Genomic DNA, 17,368 nt, shown 5'->3' on the forward strand with positions numbered 1-17,368 from the left:
GCCGCACACGTACCCCTCATCACTCCCTAATGGGAGGGATTTCGATATTCCGGGGCACTTCTCTCCAGTAGGGGAAGCGCAACGTCGAACAAGCGTGTAGCTTCCGGGGGATGGAGAGCCGGGGGGCTCCTAATCCACGGGGAACCAGTGGGGATGCTTGGGGGGACTGGGGGGTTGCCTGATGGGAGTGCGGCTCATGGTGGTCGACGACCACCGACTGCTCGCCGAGGCGTTGGCCTCGGCTCTGAAACTGCGCGGGCACCGGGTGCTCGCCGCGGCCGCGCCCGCCGCGGGGGCGGCGGAGCTGGTGATCACACGGGCACCCGAGGTGTGCCTGATCGGCACGGCGACACCCGCCGAGCCGGGAATCTTCGACCCGGTGGTGCGGATCAAACGGGAGCGCCCCCAGGTGGCGGTCCTGGTGCTCGGCCCGGTACCGAACCCGCGCGGCATCGCCGCCGCGTTCGCCGCCGGAGCCTCCGGATACGTACGCCATGACGAACGCATAGAGGGCGTCGAACGCGCGATCATGAAGGCGAGGGCGGGCGAGGCGGCGGTGGCCCCGCAACTGCTCCAGGGCGCGTTCAGCGAACTGCTCAACCCCGCCGCCCAGCCCGACGACGAGGGCCAGCGGCTGCTCCAGATGCTCACACCCCGCGAGGTGGAGGTCCTGGTGCGGGTCGCCGACGGGGAGGACACCCGGCTCATCGCGGCCGGCATGGGCATCGCCCCGTCGACGGCACGCACCCATGTCCAGCGGGTCCTGATGAAACTGGGCGTGGGCTCCCGGCTCGAAGCTGCGGCGCTCGCCGCCCGCACGGGCCTGCTGGACCGGGCGGGACCGCTCCCGGCGCCGGCACCGCACGGGGGCGTGGACGACTCCCTCTGAGGCGTATCCCTCTGGCGTATCCGTCCGAGCCGTACGGCGTGCACGGGCCCCTGAACGTTCGGGGCCCGTCCACCGGTCTCCCGGGTCTACGAGGAGGGGGGCTTCCCCTCCTCGAAGCTCGCGAAGTACGCGGCGGCCATGTCCTCGTCCCCGTGGCCCAGAGCGCCCGCGCGGCCAAGGCGTTCGGCGGTGGCTTCGGCGACGTCGAGACGGACACCGTGCCGCTGTCCGTCCCGCACGATCAGACGGGCGTCCTTCTCGGCGGTGGTGACCGCGAAGCTGGCCGGGGACAGCCGGTCCTCCAGGACGAGGGCGGCCTTCGCGTGCAGATAGCCCATGTCGAGCGGACCACCGGCGATGAGGTCGAAGAAGCTCCGCGGGTCCACGCCGAGGCCCCGCGCCAGGGCGAGGACCTCGCCGGTCGCGGCGGTGGCGGCCAGGACCCAGCTGTTGGCGACGAGCTTGAGCCGGGTGGCGCTGCCCGCCGAGCCGTCCTCGCCGGTCCACACGGTACGGGCGCCGACGGCGTCGAAGACGGGTGTCACGGTGTCCCGCGCCGCGCCCGGACCGGCGGCGAGCACGGTCAGCTGCCCGGCCTCGGCGGGTGCGCGCGTCCCGAGGACGGGAGCGTCGAAGAAGACGAGCCCGTGCGCGCGGGCGAAGTCGGCGAGCTCGCCGAGTGCCTCGGTCCCCGCGGTCGTGGACTGCACCCAGGCGGCCCCGGCGCGCAGCCCGGGTGCCGCCCGGCGCATGACATCGAGGACGGCGGGGCCGTCGTACAGCATGGTCAGGACGACGTCGGCGCCCCGGACGGCCTCCTCCGGGGTGTCCGCGACGCGCACGCCGTCGGCGGTCAGCGGCTCGGCCTTGGCACGGCTGCGGTTCCAGGCACGGACGCCGTGCCCGGCGCGGGCGAGGTTACGGGCCATGGCGGCACCCATGATTCCGGTGCCGAGGACGCTGACGGTGAGGTTGTCGGTCATACGGTCAGCTTCCCTCCTCTGCGGCGAGGAGACCCGGCATCACATGCGGACGCGGTGCTCGATGTCGCCCGACGCTCACAGCACAGGTGCGCCGAGTCCGCGGGACTTTATGTGGTGGAGGAGATGGGCGAGGGGGGTGAGCGTGGTGATGAGCTGCGTGGTGGGGACGTCGCTCTCACGGAGGTGCACGGTGCTGGGGGTGGTGGCGATTTCGAGGCAGTCGTTGCCTTCACCGCCGCCGGAGAAGGAGGACTTCTGCCAGTTGGCGGGGATGGTCATGGCGTCGCCTCACAATTCCTTGGCCAGTTTGCGGATGAAGTCGCGTGAGTGCACGGGGCTCAGCGATGCTTCCTCGACTTTACGGAAGAGTGTTCGGAAATGGGCCAGTTGGGCCTCGGAATCAATGAACGCCGTGCCATGCGGTGCGTCGCGTACGACGGTGTCCAGGCGGGGTACGGGACCTCCGAGGTAGCCCATCGCGCTGTCGGCGCCTGCGAAGCCGTCCAGGTCGAACGGGACGACCCGAACGGTGACGTGTTCCAGGTCCGAATACTCCAGGATGCGTTCCAACTGGGCTCGTGAGACCGAGCGGTCGCCCACACGGATCCGCAGTGCGGCCTCGTGGATCACCGCTTCGTACGTGATGGGTCCGGGCCGTTCGATGACCACGCGGCGTCGCATCCGGTGGGTCACGCGGGGGTCCACCTCGCTCCGTGGCAGCTCTGGTGCCATGTACGAGAAGAGGGCGCGAGCGTAGTCCTCCGTCTGGAGAAGCCCCGGTATGTGGATGACGGCCACTTCGTGCCGGAACGCCGCATGGTGGTCCAGCTCGGACAGGTCGAGGAAGGCCGTGGGCAGTACGCCTCGGTACTCCTCCCACCAGCCCCGGGTACGGTCCGTGGCCATCTCGGCCAGTGCCTCGATCAACTCCCCGTCCACGCAGGCGCAGTGAGCCGCCAGTCTGCGCAGGCGTTCTTCGCCGATACCCGAGCTGCCCGCCTCGATCTGGCTCATGTGGGTCGAGCTGGAGCCGAGCAGGCCCGCCACCTCCCGCGCCGACTTGCCCGCGGCTTCCCGCAGTCTGCGCAGCTCGGTGCCCAGACGTACCTGTCGTGCCGTGGGCTGATTCCGCATCGTCATCCGGTGCTGTCTCCTCAACGACCCTGGCAACGGGTTGGGTTGGCCTCCCCGTTCGGGTGTCAGATTACGCGAGAGGCTTGCAGGGGTAGGAATTTCTACCCTACCGTCGGTGACGCGACGCACACGCTGCGGAACCCCGGGGCCCCGGAAGCGCACCACTCCGTCCTGCCACGGCGGCTGTGACACTGCCACCGCCCGTTCCCACGGCGACCTCTCGACTCCCCGACACCAGAACCGGAGTTCACGCATGCCCGAAACCGAACCCTGGACCTATGCGCTGCACATCCCCCACGACGACCGTGCGGTGACCGTCTGCCGCCGCACCGTCCGTCTGATCCTGACCCTGCACGGGCTGATCCGCCTCGCGGACGTCGCCGAGCTGCTGGCGGCGGAGCTGGTCTCCAACGCCGTACGGCATACGAAGGGGCCCGCCGCCCTGCGGCTGGCCTGGCGGGACGGGGTGCTGCGGATCGGTGCCTGGGACGCGAGCCCGGTGCCGCCGCCGCACGACCTGTCCGTCCCCGGCGAGGCGGAGGCGGGCCGGGGTCTCGTCCTGGTCCGGGCCTGCGCCGACGACTGGGGCTGGCATCCCCTGCGACAGGGCGGCGACATCGGCAAGTACGTGTGGTGTGACCTCGCTGCCGCCTAGCTCGTTCGCTGCCGAGGGCCGGAGTCCCCTCGGTGAACCCCGGCCCCCTGCGCGTGCGTTACTTCACCGGCCCCTCGTCCTCGGGCGTCGGCGGCACCGGTACCGCCAGCGGTCGCAGCCACAGCCACCCCAGGAAGAACAGGCCCAGGGCGAGCATGCCGAGGCCGGTCCAGAGGTTGATGTTGACGCCGTCCGCCTTGGCGAGGGCGGCGTCGGAGGCCGTGATGCCGGCGATGGTGACGATGACGCCGTAGAGCACGAACAGGCCGCCGATGATGCGGCGGATGTCGAACAGGCGAGCAGCGGTCGCGGACTTCTTCTCGAGCTCCGAGACGTCGCGCTGGGCGTCGCTTTCCGAATAGTCGGACATGGTTTCTTGATTCTCCCTCGTCGGAACGGGTCGGGACTCGTCAGAACGAGAACGGGATGTAGCAGGCGGTCGCCAGGATCAGCGCGCCCCAGCCCAGCAGAGCGGGCTTGCGGTACCAGGCGTCGTCGCCGGGGGCCGGCGGCTCGGCCATGCCGGGGGACACGGTGCCGTAGACCAGGCCCTGCAATTCCGCCGCGGGCTTCGGGGCGGTGAAGAGCGAGACCCCGACCATCACCACGCCGCCGGCCACGAAGGCGACGATCGCGGAGACGAAGTTGGCGCCCTGGTCGGAGGGGAAGCCGATGATGTCCTGCTTGTAGAGGACGAAGTAGTTCACCATCGCCGCCGTGGTGCCGGCCAGCAGGCCCCAGAAGCCCGACTTCACCGACGCCCGCTTCCAGAACATGCCGACGATGAAGACCGCGAACATCGGCACGTTGAAGAAGGAGAAGAGCGTCTGGAGGTAGCTCATGATGTTGGAGAAGGACGAGGCGAGGAAGGCCGTGCCGATCGACGCCAGGACGCCGATCACCGTGATGAGGCGGCCGAAGCCGACGTAGTAGGAGTCCTCGCGGTCCGTCACCACGTACTTCGCCCAGATGTCCGTGGTGAACACCGTGTTGAAGGACGAGACGTTGGCCGCCATGCCCGCCATGAAGGCGGCCAGCAGACCGGTCACGGCGATGCCGAGGACACCGTTCGGCAGCAACTCCTGCATCAGGTAGGGGATCGCGTCGTTGTACTGGAGGTCCGAGCCGCTCGTGCCGATCTTCGGGACCAGGACGGCCGCCACCAGACCCGGGATCATCACCAGGAAGACGATGAAGATCTTCGGGTAGGCCGCGATGAGCGGGGTGCGCCGGGCCGCGGAGAGGTTCTTGGCCGACAGCGCGCGCTGTACCTCGGCGAAGTTCGTCGTCCAGTAGCCGAAGGACAGCACGAAGCCCAGACCGAGCACGATGGTCAGCCAGTTGGCGCCGAGCGGGTTGTCGCTGCCGATGCCCGTGCCGCCCCAGGCCGTCGTGAAGTCGGCGCCATGGGTCTTGTCCAGGGAGTCCGTCAGGCCGTCCCAGCCGCCCACCCGGTTCAGGCCGAGCGCGGCGATCGGGATCAGCGCCGCGAGGATCACGAAGAACTGGAGCACTTCGTTGTAGATCGCGGAGGAGAGACCGCCGAGGGTGATGTAGGCGAGGACGAAGAAGCCGGCGACCACGATCGCGACCCACTGCGGCCAGCCGAGCAGGGCCTCGACGACGATCGAGAGCGAGTAGAGGTTGACGCCGGCGATGAGGACGGCGGCGAAGGCGAACAGGATCGAACTCAGCAGGTGCGCCCATTTGTCGAAGCGCAGGAGCAGGAACTCCGGCACCGAGCGGACCTTGGAGCCGTAGTAGAACGGCATCATCACCAGGCCCAGGAAGACCATCGCCGGGATGGCGCCGATCCAGTACCAGTGCACGGTGTAGACGCCGTACTGGGCGCTGTTGGCGGCCATGCCGAGGATCTCGGTGGCGCCCAGGTTGGCCGAGATGAAGGCCAGGCCGGTGATCCAGGCGGGCAGTGAGCGCCCGGACAGGAAGAAGTCGAGGCTCGTCTTCACCGAGCGGCGGGCCGCGAAGCCGATGCCCAGGACGACCACGAAATAGATGCCGAGGATCGTGTAGTCGAGTGCGTTCGTGGGGAGACGCAGCTCGGCGGCGAGCAGGGTGCCCGGTTGTGGCAGGTGTGTGGGGGACTGCATCAGAACTCGCTTCGTCGCGTGAACGTATCGGACCGGAACCTACGCCTCCGGATCTAGGAAATGAACACTTCCGATGGTGTCCTTTGTTTGATTGTGATGTTGACTGCGGTGGTGGCTTGTGGTTTGTTGTGTTCGGTTATGTTTGAAGGTTCGGGTGTGGATGGGGAGTCCGACTGTGAAGAAGACCTCGACCCGGCTGGCCGACGGTCGTGAGCTCATCTACTACGACGCGGGCGACGACAAGGTGCGCGACGCGGTGGACCGCCGCCCGCTCGACCCGACCGTCACCACTTCGGAGGTGCGCCGCGACCCGCTCCTCGGTGACTCGGTGGCGATCGCCTCGCACCGGCAGGGGCGCATCTACCACCCGCCGGCGAACGAGTGCCCGCTGTGCCCGTCCGCCGGCGACCGGCTGAGCGAGATCCCCGAATCCTCGTACGACGTCGTGGTCTTCGAGAACCGCTTCCCCTCGCTGGCCGGCGACTCCGGCCGCTGTGAGGTCGTCTGCTTCACCTCCGACCACGACGCGTCCTTCGCCGATCTGACGGAGGAACAGGCCGGGCTGGTCCTGGAGGCGTGGACCGACCGCACCGCCGAACTGTCGCATCTGCCCTCCGTCCAGCAGGTCTTCTGCTTCGAGAACCGTGGCGCCGAGATCGGTGTGACACTCGGTCACCCGCACGGGCAGATCTACGGCTACCCCTTCACCACCCCCCGTACCGCACTGATGCTGCGCTCGCTCGCCGCGCACAAGGAGGCGACCGGCGGCGGAAACCTGTTCGACGAGGTCGTCGCGCGCGAACTGGCCGACGGCTCCCGGGTCGTCCTGTCGAGTGACCACTGGGTCGCCTTCGTTCCGTACGCCGCCCACTGGCCGTACGAGGTCCACCTCTACCCGCGCCGCCGCGTGCCCGACCTGCTCGGCCTCGACGAGGACGCGCGCACAGAGTTCCCCCAGGTCTATCTGGAACTCTTGAGACGCTTCGACCGGATCTTCGACGGCCCGGATGGAGGGAAGGAAGGGACGGGTGAACCGCCGACGCCGTACATCGCGGCGTGGCACCAGGCACCCTTCGGCCCGCTGGAGGAGTTCGAAGGCGTCAACCGGGACGACTTCGCGCTCCACCTCGAGCTTTTCACCATTCGCCGCACTTCCGGCAAGCTGAAGTTCCTCGCGGGTTCCGAGTCCGGCATGAACGTGTTCATCAACGACGTGCCGCCGGAGACCGCGGCTCAGCGACTGCGAGAGGTAGCGAGTTCATGAGTGGGAAGTACCTGGTCACCGGTGGAGCCGGCTATGTGGGCAGCGTGGTCGCGCGCCACCTGCTCGAGGCGGGCCACGAGGTCACCGTCCTCGACAACCTCTCGACCGGATTCCGCGAGGGCGTCCCCGCCGGTGCCGCCTTCGTCGAGGGCGACATCCGCGACGCCGCCAAGTGGCTGGACTCCTCGTACGACGCCGTCCTGCACTTCGCCGCGTTCTCGCAGGTCGGCGAGTCCGTGGTCAAGCCCGAGAAGTACTGGGACAACAACGTCGGCGGCACCATGGCGCTGCTCGCCGCGATGCGCGAGGCCGGCGTGCGCAAGCTCGTCTTCTCCTCCACGGCCGCGACGTACGGCGAACCCGAGACGACCCCGATCGTGGAGTCCGCGCCGACCAGGCCCACCAACCCCTACGGCGCCTCCAAGCTCGCCGTCGACCACATGATCACCGGCGAGGCCGCGGCGCACGGACTCGGCGCCGTCTCCCTGCGGTACTTCAACGTGGCGGGCGCGTACGGCGAGAGCGGCGAGCGCCACGACCCCGAGTCGCACCTCATCCCGCTCGTCCTCCAGGTCGCCCAGGGCCGCCGCGACGCGATCTCCGTCTACGGCGACGACTACCCGACCCCGGACGGCACCTGCGTCCGCGACTACATCCACGTCGCGGACCTCGCCGAGGCGCACCTGCTGGCGGTCGCCGCCGCGACCCCCGGCGAGCACCTGATCTGCAACCTCGGCAACGGCAACGGCTTCTCCGTCCGCGAGGTCATCGAGACGGTGCGCCGGGTGACCGGGCACCCGATCCCCGAGGTCGTGGCACCCCGCCGCGGCGGGGACCCGGCGGTACTGGTCGCCTCGGCCGACGCCGCCCGGGAACGGCTCGGCTGGAACCCGTCCCGCGCGGATCTCGCGGGGATCGTCGCGGACGCGTGGGAGTTCGCACAGAACACAGCGAAGGGGTAGCAGGTGGAACAGGTGGGGGTACGTGAGGGCTTCGAGGAGCTGTACGGTGCCGCGCCCGAGGGCGTCTGGGCGGCGCCGGGCCGGGTCAACCTGATCGGCGAGTACACGGACTTCAACGAGGGGTTCGTGATGCCGCTCGCGCTGCCGCACACGGCGGTCGCGGCGGTGTCCCGCCGGTCCGACGGGGTGCTGCGGCTGCACTCGGCGGACATTGACGGACCGGTCGTCGAACTGCGCGTCGACGAGCTGGTGCCCCGGTCGGACACCGGCTGGGCCGCGTACCCGGCGGGCGTCGTGTGGGCCCTGCGCGAGGCGGGCCACGCCGTCGGCGGCGCGGACATCCATCTGGCCTCCACGGTCCCCACCGGCGCGGGGCTGTCCTCCTCGGCGGCCCTGGAGGTCGTCACGGCTCTCGCCCTCGACGACCTCTACGAACTCGGCCTCACCCGCCCCGAACTGGCACGCCTGGCACAGCGCGCCGAGAACGACTTCGTCGGTGTGCCGTGCGGTGTCATGGACCAGACGGCGTCGGCGTGCTGCACCGAGGGCCACGCCCTGCACCTCGACTGCCGCGATCTGTCGATCCGCCAGGTCCCTTTCGACCTCGCCTCCCAGGGCCTCGAACTCCTGGTCGTCGACACCCGGGTGAAGCACGCGCTCGGGGACGGGGCCTACGCGGAGCGGCGCGCGGGCTGTGAGGAGGGGGCGCGGCAACTGGGTGTGTCCCATCTGCGCGACGTCGCGTACGAGGACCTCGAAGCGGCCCTCGCCCGGCTCTCCGACGAGCGCGTCCGCCGTTACGTCCGCCATGTCGTCTCCGACGACCACCGGGTGGACCGGGTCATCACCCTGCTGGACGCGGGCGATGTCCGGGCGATCGGGGCCGTCCTGACGGACGGTCACGCCTCGCTGCGCGACGATCTGCGGATCTCCTGTCCCGAGCTGGACCTCGCGGTCTCGGCGGCGAACTCCGCGGGGGCGTTGGGGGCCCGTATGACGGGCGGGGGGTTCGGCGGCTCCGCCGTCGTGCTGGTGGAGTCCACCGACGTGGACAGCGTCACCAAGGCGGTGACGGAGGCCTTCGCCGCGGCGGGCTTCACCGCGCCCCGGGTGTTCCCGGCCGTTCCCTCGGCGGGGGCCCGGCGCATCGGCTGAAATATCTCGGGCGTCGGAGGGGCTGGAACCTGCGCCGGAGGGGCTGGGGCTCAGTCGGATTTCCAGTGCTTCGTCAGGGTGTACTCCGTGATTCCCGGTGGGTAGTCGGGGATCACGGCCACCACCTCGTAGCCCTGTTTGCGGTAGAAGCCGGGGGCCTGGAAGTCCCAGGTCTCCAGGCGGGCGGCGTGGCAGCCCCGGTCCTCGCGTGCGACGCGCTCGGCCTCCGCCAGGAGGCGGCTGCCGAGGCCCGTGCCCCGGGTCCGGGCGTCGACCCACAGGTACGTCACGTGGAGCCAGGTCGTCCAGGTGTGGCCCACCAGACCGCCGGCCAGCTCGCCGGCCTCGTCCAAGGCCCAGAGGTGGAGCGGGCGTTCACGCTCCCCAGGGGTCCCGCGCAGGGCCCGCAGCACCGGGGACGCCGCCGTGTTCGTGTCCAACAGGCGTCTGCGGAGCAGATCCCGACGGTCTTTGTCGTCTCCTGTCTCGATACGAAACATACGGCTCACCATAAACGCGCTGGCCAACCAGTTCTGCAAATTACCTTCCGCTCCCCGCCCCCGGCCTTACCCTGATGAACAGTGCCGGTGGGGGCCGGTGCTGATCAGGGGGCGAGACGGTCGGGTACGACGCCCGAAGTGGGGGTAGCACTTCCAGCACGGCGGCGGCCGTGCGGCTGCGGCACCCCGTTTTCCGGGTCGCAAGCGGGCTCGGGATCACTTCGGGCGCCGTACCTGCACGGACCGTCCCCCGACAGTGGGGGTTTCAGTGGTTCGCATCCGAGTACTGGTCGTCGACGACCATCGCATCTTCGCCGAGTCGCTCGCCGCCGCTCTCGCGGCCGAGCCCGACGTCGACGTGTCCGCGGCGGGCAGCGGTCCCGCCGCGCTGCGCTGCCTCGAACGCGCGGCGGCGGAAGGCCGCCGCTTCGACGTGCTGCTCGTCGACGCGGACCTGGGCGGCAATCTGCCCGGCATGCGTCCGGCGGTGCCCGTCCAGGAAAGCAACGAGGACGGCCTGGTGGACGGCATCTCGCTGGTGGCCGGGGTGCGCTCCGGGCAGCCGAGCGTACGGATCGTCGTGCTGGCCGAGAAGGACGATCCGCGCCGTGCCGCGCTCGCCCTGCAGGCCGGCGCCTCGGGGTGGGTCGCCAAGGACTGCTCGCTGTCGCGGCTGCTCACCGTCATACGGGGTGTGCTGCGCGACGAGACCCATCTGCCGCCCGCCCTGCTCACGGGGGTGCTCCGGGAGCTCACCGCCGCGCGCAAGCACCGGACCGAGAGCGAGCGGCTCGTCGAGTCGCTGACGCCCCGGGAACGCGAGGTGCTGCGGTGCATGGTCGCCGGACTCGGGCGCAAGGCGGTGGCCGAGCGGCTCTTCCTCTCGCCGCACACCGTCCGCACGCATATGCAGAACGTCCTCGGGAAGCTCGGGGTGCACTCCACCCTCGCCGCCGTGGCACTGGCCAGGCGCGCCGGGGTCGGGCCCGTCGACCTAGCCGGGGATGTTGTCGAACGGGGCGGTCAACTGGCGTAGCAGTCCGGCCAGTTCACCGCGCTGCGCCCTGCTCAGTTCCGCGAGGATCGCCCGCTCCTGGTCGAGCAGACCGGCCAGCGCCTGGTCGGCACGGTCGCGTCCCTCGTCCGTGAGGCGTACGAGCACGCCCCTGCGGTCGCTCGGGTCCGGGAGACGCTCCACCAGGTCCTTCTTGGTCAGGCGGTCGATGCGGTTCGTCATCGTGCCCGAGGTGACGAGCGTCTGGGTGAGCAGTTGTCCGGGGGACAGCTGATACGGGGATCCCGCGCGCCGCAGCGCCGTCAGGACGTCGAACTCCCAGGGCTCCAGGCTGTGCTCGGCGAACGCCAGCCGGCGCGCGCGGTCCAGGTGCCGGGCCAGCCTGCTCACCCGGCTGAGCACCTCGAGCGGTTCCACGTCGAGGTCCGGGCGCTCCCGGCGCCACGCAGCGACCAGCCGATCGACCTCGTCCTCCATGACGATCAGTGTAGTGGTTGTGTCGACGTGAAGTCTCTTGATGTGGAGTCTCTTGACGTCGAGATACTTTGCTGTGAGGCTGGAGATCCAGAACGGTCCGGCCACCGCCGCCCCTTCGCGCGGTCCGCGACCTCTCCGGCGACTTTCGAGGAGGCCACCCATGGCTGCCGCCACCACCCCCACCTGGGACCCCGGCCAGTATCTGCGCCACTCCCGGCACCGAGCCCGCCCCTTCGCCGACCTCCTCGCCCAGGTCGCGGAACTCCCCGGCGACCCGGCCCGCATCGCCGACCTCGGCTGCGGACCCGGCAACGTCACCACCCAGCTCGCCGCCCGCTGGCCCACCGCCCGCATCACCGGCTACGACAACTCCGCCGAGATGCTCGCCCGGACCGAGGAACACGCCGGTCCCACGACCGGCGGCGGACGGCTCGACTTCGCCCACGCCGACCTCACCGACTGGGCCCCCACCGACACGTACGACCTGATCGCCTCGAACGCCGCCCTCCAGTGGGTGCCGGGACACCTGGAGTCACTCCCCGGCTGGCTCGACGCCCTCACCCCCGGCGGCACCCTCGCGTTCCAGATGCCCCACAACATCGACGCCCCGCTGCACGTCCTGATGCGCGAACTCGCCGCCACCGCCCGCTGGAAGGACCTCCTCGGCGACGCCCTGCGCCCCACCGGCTCGGTCCACGACCCGCTCGTCTACCTCGACCGTCTTGAGGCCCTCGGCTGCGCGACGGACGTCTGGGAGACGACGTACATGCAACTGCTGACCGGGCAGGACGCGGTGCTCGACTGGGTGAAGGGCACCGGACTGCGGCCCGTCCTGACCGCCCTCGCGGACGATCCCGAGGCCCGGGACGCCTTCGTCGCCGAGTACCGGGACCTGCTGCGCGACGCCTACCCTGCACGGTCCTACGGCACGGTGCTGCCGTTCCGCCGGCTGTTCGCCGTGGCCCGGAAGAAGGCCTGATGCTCGCCGCCGTCGACCACGTCCAGCTCGCCGCCCCACCGGGCTCCGAGGACTGCCTGCGCGCGTACTACACCGACGCCCTCGGGATGACCGAGATGACCAAGCCACCCGTCCTCGCCGCCCGCGGCGGCTGCTGGTTCCGGGCCGGAACCGTCGAGCTGCACCTCGGGATCGAGACCGGCTTCCGGCCCGCGAAGAAGGCCCACCCCGGACTGCGCGTCACCGGCATCGACGCTCTCGCCGCGCGGATCGCCGCGACCGGCGCACCCGTCATCTGGGACGACGATCTGCCCGGCCACCGGCGCTTCCACTCCGAGGACCCCGTCGGCAACCGCCTCGAATTCCTGGAACCGCTCCCCGGCCCGGACTGAGCCGGGGCGGGCAGAGGAGGGGCAGGCAGCGGCGGGGCAGGCAGCGGCGGGGCGCTAGGCCTTGCGATGCCCTATCAACCGCGGCTTCGGCTCCAGCCCGTCCAGGCCGTGCCACGCCAGATTCACCAGGTGCGCGGCCACCTCCGCCTTGCGCGGCTTGCGGACGTCCAGCCACCACTGGCCCGTCAGCGCCACCATGCCGACCAGGGCCTGGGCGTACAGCGGCGCCAGCTTCGAGTCGAAGCCGCGGCTCTTGAACTCGCGGCCCAGGATGTCCTCCACCTGGGTGGCGATGTCCGAGATGAGCGACGCGAAGGACCCCGTCGACTGAGGGATCGGGGAATCGCGCACCAGGATGCGGAAACCGTCCGTGTACTCCTCGATGTAGTCGAGGAGGGCGAACGCCGCCTGCTCACACAGCTCGCGCGGGTGGCCCGCCGTCAGCGAACTGGTCACCATGTCCAGCAGCCGGCGCATCTCGCGGTCCACCACCACCGCGTACAGACCCTCCTTGCCGCCGAAGTGCTCATAGACCACCGGTTTGGAGACGCCGGCCTTCGCCGCGATCTCCTCCACCGACGTGCCCTCGAACCCCTTGGCCGCGAACAGGGTGCGGCCGATCTCCAGCAGCTGCTGACGGCGCTCGGCGCCGGTCATGCGGGTGCGGCGCGCACGCCGCGGCTTTTCATTGCTGCTCGGGGTGCTGCTGGAGTCGGTCGCCACGCCGTCAATCATGCCGCTTCAGCGGTTTCCGTCTTGCCTCGGGAGCCGTTCCCGTCGGCGTTCCGGCGGGAATCGATACGAGAGCGTGACGGCCAGCGCACGTCGTACGCCCAGCCGAGCTGCTCGCACCAGCGGATGATCCGGGCCGACGAGTCGATCTGACCCCGGTCCACACCGTGCCGGGCGGACGTCGGGTCGGCGTGGTGCAGGTTGTGCCAGGACTCGCCGCACGAGAGCACCGCCAGCCACCACACGTTGCCCGAGCGGTCACGCGACTTGAACGGGTGCTTACCGACCGCGTGGCAGATCGAGTTGATCGACCAGGTCACATGGTGCAGCAGGGCCACCCGGACCAGGGAGCCCCAGAAGAATCCGGTGAACGCGCCCCACCACGACATCGTCACCAGACCGCCGATCAGCGGCGGCAGCGCCAGCGAGAGCAGCGTCCAGAGGATGAACTGACGCGAGATCGCACGGATCACCGGGTCCTTGATCAGATCAGGCGCGTACTTCTCCTGCGGAGTCCGCTCCTCGTCGAACATCCAGCCGATGTGCGCCCACCACAGGCCCTTCATCAGCGCCGGAACCGTCTCGCCGTAACGCCACGGCGAATGCGGGTCACCGTCCGCGTCGGAGAACTTGTGGTGCTTGCGGTGGTCGGCGACCCAGCGCACGAGAGGGCCCTCGACCGCCATGGACCCCGCGATCGCGATCGCGATCCGCAAGGGGCGCTTCGCCTTGAAGGAACCATGCGTGAAGTAGCGGTGGTAGCCGATCGTGATGCCGTGGCAGCCCAGATAGTAGAAGAAGACCATCAGGCCGAGATCCAGCCAGCTCACCCCCCATCCCCAGGCCAGCGGCACAGCCGCCAGCAGCGCCAGGAACGGAACGGCGATGAAGAGAAGAAGCGTGATCTGTTCGAGTGACCCCTTCTTCTCCCCGCCGAGCGTCGCGGCGGGCAGCCGGGTGTCGTCGTTGTCCGCCTGCGGGGCGTCGTCGATCACATCGGAACTCGTGGTCATGGGCGTCCCCTGTGGGGTTCGAAGGTGAGGAAGCGCGGGGAGGAGTGACCGGGTGCGGTCCCCAGAGTTCCCCCGTCGTCCGACGGGAATCCCTACGGGTCCGTAACCTACGGCGTCGTAAGTATGTCAGCGCGTCGCCCGGCGGCAAGAGCCCGAGAGCCTGCGCGTCCGCGAGGACACCTATCCTTGGAGTCGGTCGGACAGCGCGGTCCGTTCTGATTTCTTCCCGGATGCCACCTCCCTAAGCGGCACCCGCCGCGCGCGGTCGCCACCCGGGTTCCCTCCCAGACGAGCTTCAGACGAGATTCCCCACTCTTCAGACGAGCTTCAACACTGCAAGGAGCCGCACCTGTGAGCAGTGCCGACGACCAGACCACGACGACCAGCAGCGAGCTGCGCGCCGACATCCGCCGCCTGGGCGATCTGCTCGGTGAGACCCTCGTTCGGCAGGAGGGCCCCGAGCTCCTGGAACTGGTCGAGAAGGTCCGCCGCCTGACCCGCGAAGACGGCGAGGCCGCCGCCGAGCTGCTGCGCGGCACCGAACTGGAGACCGCGGCCAAGCTGGTCCGCGCCTTCTCGACGTACTTCCACCTCGCCAACGTCACCGAGCAGGTGCACCGCGGCCGCGAGCTGCGCGCCAAGCGCGCCGCCGAGGGCGGCCTCCTCGCCCGTACGGCCGACCGTCTCAAGGACGCCGACCCCGAGCACCTGCGCGAGACGGTCAAGAACCTCAACGTCCGCCCGGTGTTCACCGCCCACCCCACCGAGGCGGCCCGGCGTTCGGTCCTCAACAAGCTGCGGCGCATCGCCGCGCTCCTGGAGACCCCGGTCATCGAGGCCGACCGCCGCCGCTACGACACCCGCCTCGCCGAGAACATTGACCTGGTGTGGCAGACCGACGAGCTCCGGGTCGTCCGCCCCGAGCCCGCCGACGAGGCCCGCAACGCCATCTACTACCTGGACGAGCTGCACGCCGGCGCCGTCGGCGACGTCCTGGAGGACCTCACCGCCGAACTGGAGCGCGTCGGCGTCGTCCTCCCGGACGAGACCCGGCCCCTCACCTTCGGCACCTGGATCGGCGGCGACCGCGACGGCAACCCGAACGTCACCCCCGACGTCACCTGGGACGTCCTGATCCTCCAGCACGAGCACGGCATCAACGACGCGCTGGAACTCATCGACGAACTCCGCGGCTTCCTGTCGAACTCCATCCGCTACACGGGCGCCACGGAAGAGCTGCTGGAATCCCTCCAGAGCGACCTGGAGCGCCTGCCGGAGATCAGCCCCCGCTACAAGCGCCTCAACGCCGAGGAGCCCTACCGCCTCAAGGCCACCTGCGTCCGGCAGAAGCTGGAGAACACCAAGCAGCGCCTCGCCAAGGGCACACCCCACGAGGACGGCCGCGACTACCTCGGCACCGCCGAACTGCTCCGCGACCTCACCCTCATCCAGACCTCGCTGCGCGAGCACCGCGGCGGCCTGATCGCCGACGGCCGGATGAACCGCACCATCCGCACCCTCGCGGCGTTCGGCCTCCAGCTCGCCACCATGGACGTACGCGAGCACGCGGACGCCCACCACCACGCCCTCGGCCAGCTCTTCGACCGCCTCGGCGAGGAGTCGTGGCGCTACGTGGACATGCCGCGCGACTACCGCGCGAAGCTGCTCGCCAAGGAACTGCGCTCCCGGCGCCCCCTCGGCCCGACCCCCGCGCCGCTCGACGCCGCCGGCCAGAAGACCCTCGGCGTCTTCGAGACCGTCAAGAGGGCCCTGAAGATCTTCGGGCCCGAGGTCATCGAGTCGTACATCATCTCGATGTGCCAGGGCGCCGACGACGTCTTCGCCGCCGCCGTCCTCGCCCGCGAGGCCGGACTGCTCGACCTGCACGCCGGCTGGGCGAAGATCGGCATCGTCCCGCTCCTGGAGACCACCGACGAGCTCAAGGCCGCCGACACGATCCTGGAGGACATGCTCTCCGACCCCTCGTACCGCCGCCTCGTGGCGCTGCGCGGGGACGTCCAGGAGGTCATGCTCGGCTACTCCGACTCCTCCAAGTTCGGCGGCATCACCACCTCCCAGTGGGAGATCCACCGCGCCCAGCGCCGGCTGCGCGACGTCGCCCACCGCTACGGCGTCCGCCTGCGCCTCTTCCACGGCCGCGGCGGCACCGTCGGCCGCGGCGGCGGCCCCTCGCACGACGCGATCCTCGCGCAGCCCTGGGGCACCCTGGAGGGCGAGATCAAGGTGACCGAGCAGGGCGAGGTCATCTCCGACAAGTACCTGGTCCCCTCGCTGGCCCGCGAGAACCTCGAACTGACGGTCGCCGCCACCCTCCAGGCATCCGCCCTGCACACCGCGCCCCGCCAGTCCGACGAGGCACTGGCCCGCTGGGACGCGGCGATGGACGTCGTCTCCGACGCCGCGCACTCCGCCTACCGGCGGCTCGTCGAGGACCCCGACCTGCCGACGTACTTCCTCGCCTCCACGCCGGTCGACCAGCTCGCCGACCTGCACCTGGGCTCGCGGCCCTCCCGCCGCCCCGGCTCGGGCGTCTCGCTCGACGGACTGCGCGCCATCCCGTGGGTCTTCGGCTGGACCCAGTCCCGGCAGATCGTGCCCGGCTGGTTCGGCGTCGGCTCCGGCCTCAAGGCGCTGCGCGAAGCGGGCATGCGGCAGGAAGGGGACACCGTCCTCGACGAGATGTACGGCCAGTGGCACTTCTTCCAGAACTTCCTCTCGAACGTCGAGATGACCCTCGCGAAGACCGATCTGCGGATCGCCCGCCACTACGTCGACACCCTCGTCCCCGACGAGCTCAAGCACGTGTTCGCCGTCATCGAGGCCGAGCACGAGCTCACCGTGCGCGAGGTGCTGCGCATCACCGGCGGCGAGAAGCTGCTCGACACCAACCCGGTGCTCCAGCAGACGTTCGTCATCCGTGACGCCTACCTGGACCCGATCTCCTACCTCCAGGTCGCCCTGCTCAAGCGCCAGCGCGACGAGGCCGCGGCCGGCCAGGCGGCCGACCCGCTGCTCTCGCGGGCCCTGCTCCTGACGGTCAACGGTGTGGCGGCGGGACTGCGCAACACCGGCTGAGCACGCGAGAAGGCGCCCTCCGCGCTCGTACC

18 protein-coding genes are annotated in these 17,368 nt (G+C 70.1%); 9 read left to right on the forward strand and 9 right to left on the reverse strand.

Features of this window, described 5'->3' with window-relative positions:
* Window positions 1-181 precede the first annotated feature (181 nt).
* Complete coding sequence (locus ACFWBT_RS33135; RefSeq protein ID WP_385706675.1) at window positions 182-889, forward strand: LuxR C-terminal-related transcriptional regulator; 708 nt, start codon at window positions 182-184, stop codon at window positions 887-889.
* 86 nt (window positions 890-975) lie between these two features.
* On the opposite strand, the gene ACFWBT_RS33140 is transcribed toward ACFWBT_RS33135, so the two are convergent.
* The 3 genes from ACFWBT_RS33140 to ACFWBT_RS33150 all read right to left on the reverse strand — a co-directional run bounded on the left by ACFWBT_RS33140 (window position 976) and on the right by ACFWBT_RS33150 (window position 3,012).
* The gene (locus tag ACFWBT_RS33140; protein ID WP_385706676.1) at window positions 976-1,872 is read right to left on the reverse strand and encodes an NAD(P)-dependent oxidoreductase; all 897 of its coding nucleotides are present in this window, start codon (window positions 1,870-1,872) and stop codon (window positions 976-978) included.
* A 75-nt stretch (window positions 1,873-1,947) separates the two neighbouring features.
* The gene (locus ACFWBT_RS33145; RefSeq protein WP_385706677.1) at window positions 1,948-2,151 is read right to left on the reverse strand and encodes a DUF397 domain-containing protein; all 204 of its coding nucleotides are present in this window, start codon (window positions 2,149-2,151) and stop codon (window positions 1,948-1,950) included.
* Window positions 2,152-2,160: 9 nt separating this feature from the next.
* Complete coding sequence (locus tag ACFWBT_RS33150; RefSeq protein WP_385706678.1) at window positions 2,161-3,012, reverse strand: helix-turn-helix domain-containing protein; 852 nt, start codon at window positions 3,010-3,012, stop codon at window positions 2,161-2,163.
* A 247-nt stretch (window positions 3,013-3,259) separates the two neighbouring features.
* On the opposite strand from ACFWBT_RS33150, the gene ACFWBT_RS33155 reads away from it, so the two are divergent.
* Complete coding sequence (locus ACFWBT_RS33155) at window positions 3,260-3,661, forward strand: ATP-binding protein (RefSeq protein WP_385706679.1); 402 nt, start codon at window positions 3,260-3,262, stop codon at window positions 3,659-3,661.
* A gap of 58 nt (window positions 3,662-3,719) precedes the next feature.
* On the opposite strand, the gene ACFWBT_RS33160 is transcribed toward ACFWBT_RS33155, so the two are convergent.
* Complete coding sequence (locus ACFWBT_RS33160; protein WP_385706680.1) at window positions 3,720-4,031, reverse strand: hypothetical protein; 312 nt, start codon at window positions 4,029-4,031, stop codon at window positions 3,720-3,722.
* A gap of 40 nt (window positions 4,032-4,071) precedes the next feature.
* Complete coding sequence (locus ACFWBT_RS33165; RefSeq protein ID WP_385706681.1) at window positions 4,072-5,772, reverse strand: sodium:solute symporter family protein; 1,701 nt, start codon at window positions 5,770-5,772, stop codon at window positions 4,072-4,074.
* A 175-nt stretch (window positions 5,773-5,947) separates the two neighbouring features.
* Here ACFWBT_RS33165 and galT point away from each other — a divergent pair, with 175 nt between their 5' ends.
* Genes galT through galK form a run of 3 tightly spaced genes read left to right on the forward strand, consistent with a single transcriptional unit; the run spans window position 5,948 to window position 9,153 of the window.
* Window positions 5,948-7,036 (forward strand): galactose-1-phosphate uridylyltransferase, encoded by a 1,089-nt coding sequence (gene galT / locus ACFWBT_RS33170; protein ID WP_385706682.1) that lies wholly within the window; start codon window positions 5,948-5,950, stop codon window positions 7,034-7,036.
* A complete protein-coding gene (gene galE, locus ACFWBT_RS33175) occupies window positions 7,033-7,998 on the forward strand; it encodes a UDP-glucose 4-epimerase GalE (protein WP_385706683.1) in 966 nt (321 codons plus the stop codon). The genes galT and galE overlap by 4 nt, the downstream gene beginning before the upstream one ends.
* Window positions 7,999-8,010: 12 nt before the next feature.
* A complete protein-coding gene (galK, locus tag ACFWBT_RS33180; RefSeq protein ID WP_385706690.1) occupies window positions 8,011-9,153 on the forward strand; it encodes a galactokinase in 1,143 nt (380 codons plus the stop codon).
* 50 nt (window positions 9,154-9,203) lie between these two features.
* Here the strand turns inward: galK and ACFWBT_RS33185 are convergent, their stop codons facing one another.
* On the reverse strand, window positions 9,204-9,665 hold the full coding sequence (locus tag ACFWBT_RS33185) for a GNAT family N-acetyltransferase (RefSeq protein WP_385706691.1): 462 nt from the start codon (window positions 9,663-9,665) through the stop codon (window positions 9,204-9,206).
* A 256-nt stretch (window positions 9,666-9,921) separates the two neighbouring features.
* Here ACFWBT_RS33185 and ACFWBT_RS33190 point away from each other — a divergent pair, with 256 nt between their 5' ends.
* Complete coding sequence (locus ACFWBT_RS33190) at window positions 9,922-10,689, forward strand: LuxR C-terminal-related transcriptional regulator (protein ID WP_385706684.1); 768 nt, start codon at window positions 9,922-9,924, stop codon at window positions 10,687-10,689.
* On the opposite strand, the gene ACFWBT_RS33195 is transcribed toward ACFWBT_RS33190, so the two are convergent.
* Window positions 10,648-11,145: a MarR family winged helix-turn-helix transcriptional regulator gene (locus tag ACFWBT_RS33195; protein ID WP_385706685.1), complete on the reverse strand. Its 498-nt coding sequence runs from the start codon at window positions 11,143-11,145 to the stop codon at window positions 10,648-10,650. The two genes, ACFWBT_RS33190 and ACFWBT_RS33195, sit on opposite strands and share 42 nt — an antisense overlap.
* Window positions 11,146-11,305: 160 nt before the next feature.
* Between ACFWBT_RS33195 and ACFWBT_RS33200 the strand changes: the two genes are divergently transcribed.
* Complete coding sequence (locus ACFWBT_RS33200) at window positions 11,306-12,124, forward strand: trans-aconitate 2-methyltransferase (RefSeq protein ID WP_385706686.1); 819 nt, start codon at window positions 11,306-11,308, stop codon at window positions 12,122-12,124.
* The gene (locus ACFWBT_RS33205) at window positions 12,124-12,495 is read left to right on the forward strand and encodes a glyoxalase (RefSeq protein ID WP_385706687.1); all 372 of its coding nucleotides are present in this window, start codon (window positions 12,124-12,126) and stop codon (window positions 12,493-12,495) included. Before ACFWBT_RS33200 ends, ACFWBT_RS33205 begins: the two co-directional genes overlap by 1 nt.
* A gap of 54 nt (window positions 12,496-12,549) precedes the next feature.
* Here ACFWBT_RS33205 and ACFWBT_RS33210 read toward each other — a convergent pair whose 3' ends face one another.
* Together ACFWBT_RS33210 and ACFWBT_RS33215 are read right to left on the reverse strand one after the other, a co-directional pair.
* The gene (locus tag ACFWBT_RS33210) at window positions 12,550-13,230 is read right to left on the reverse strand and encodes a TetR/AcrR family transcriptional regulator (protein WP_261703951.1); all 681 of its coding nucleotides are present in this window, start codon (window positions 13,228-13,230) and stop codon (window positions 12,550-12,552) included.
* Complete coding sequence (locus tag ACFWBT_RS33215; protein WP_385706688.1) at window positions 13,227-14,240, reverse strand: acyl-CoA desaturase; 1,014 nt, start codon at window positions 14,238-14,240, stop codon at window positions 13,227-13,229. Before ACFWBT_RS33215 ends, ACFWBT_RS33210 begins: the two co-directional genes overlap by 4 nt.
* A gap of 351 nt (window positions 14,241-14,591) precedes the next feature.
* Here ACFWBT_RS33215 and ppc point away from each other — a divergent pair, with 351 nt between their 5' ends.
* Window positions 14,592-17,336 (forward strand): phosphoenolpyruvate carboxylase, encoded by a 2,745-nt coding sequence (gene ppc / locus ACFWBT_RS33220; protein WP_385706689.1) that lies wholly within the window; start codon window positions 14,592-14,594, stop codon window positions 17,334-17,336.
* Window positions 17,337-17,368: the final 32 nt, after the last annotated feature.

It is taken from the genome of Streptomyces sp. NPDC060027 (assembly GCF_042737005.1).
Classification (GTDB): Bacteria; Actinomycetota; Actinomycetes; order Streptomycetales; family Streptomycetaceae; genus Streptomyces.

What these genes read in the sequence shown, in the direction of transcription:
- ACFWBT_RS33195 (WP_385706685.1), bottom strand. Translation starts at nt 11,145, where the DNA reads ATGGAGGACGAGGTCGATCGGCTGGTCGCTGCGTGGCGCCGGGAGCGC.
- ACFWBT_RS33150 (WP_385706678.1), bottom strand. Translation starts at nt 3,012, where the DNA reads ATGACGATGCGGAATCAGCCCACGGCACGACAGGTACGTCTGGGCACC.
- ACFWBT_RS33140 (WP_385706676.1), bottom strand. Translation starts at nt 1,872, where the DNA reads ATGACCGACAACCTCACCGTCAGCGTCCTCGGCACCGGAATCATGGGT.
- ACFWBT_RS33215 (WP_385706688.1), bottom strand. Translation starts at nt 14,240, where the DNA reads ATGACCACGAGTTCCGATGTGATCGACGACGCCCCGCAGGCGGACAAC.
- ACFWBT_RS33200 (WP_385706686.1), top strand. Translation starts at nt 11,306, where the DNA reads ATGGCTGCCGCCACCACCCCCACCTGGGACCCCGGCCAGTATCTGCGC.
- ACFWBT_RS33165 (WP_385706681.1), bottom strand. Translation starts at nt 5,772, where the DNA reads ATGCAGTCCCCCACACACCTGCCACAACCGGGCACCCTGCTCGCCGCC.
- ACFWBT_RS33145 (WP_385706677.1), bottom strand. Translation starts at nt 2,151, where the DNA reads ATGACCATCCCCGCCAACTGGCAGAAGTCCTCCTTCTCCGGCGGCGGT.
- ACFWBT_RS33185 (WP_385706691.1), bottom strand. Translation starts at nt 9,665, where the DNA reads ATGGTGAGCCGTATGTTTCGTATCGAGACAGGAGACGACAAAGACCGT.
- ACFWBT_RS33160 (WP_385706680.1), bottom strand. Translation starts at nt 4,031, where the DNA reads ATGTCCGACTATTCGGAAAGCGACGCCCAGCGCGACGTCTCGGAGCTC.
- ACFWBT_RS33135 (WP_385706675.1), top strand. Translation starts at nt 182, where the DNA reads ATGGGAGTGCGGCTCATGGTGGTCGACGACCACCGACTGCTCGCCGAG.
- ACFWBT_RS33210 (WP_261703951.1), bottom strand. Translation starts at nt 13,230, where the DNA reads ATGATTGACGGCGTGGCGACCGACTCCAGCAGCACCCCGAGCAGCAAT.
- ACFWBT_RS33205 (WP_385706687.1), top strand. Translation starts at nt 12,124, where the DNA reads ATGCTCGCCGCCGTCGACCACGTCCAGCTCGCCGCCCCACCGGGCTCC.
- galE (WP_385706683.1), top strand. Translation starts at nt 7,033, where the DNA reads ATGAGTGGGAAGTACCTGGTCACCGGTGGAGCCGGCTATGTGGGCAGC.
- ACFWBT_RS33155 (WP_385706679.1), top strand. Translation starts at nt 3,260, where the DNA reads ATGCCCGAAACCGAACCCTGGACCTATGCGCTGCACATCCCCCACGAC.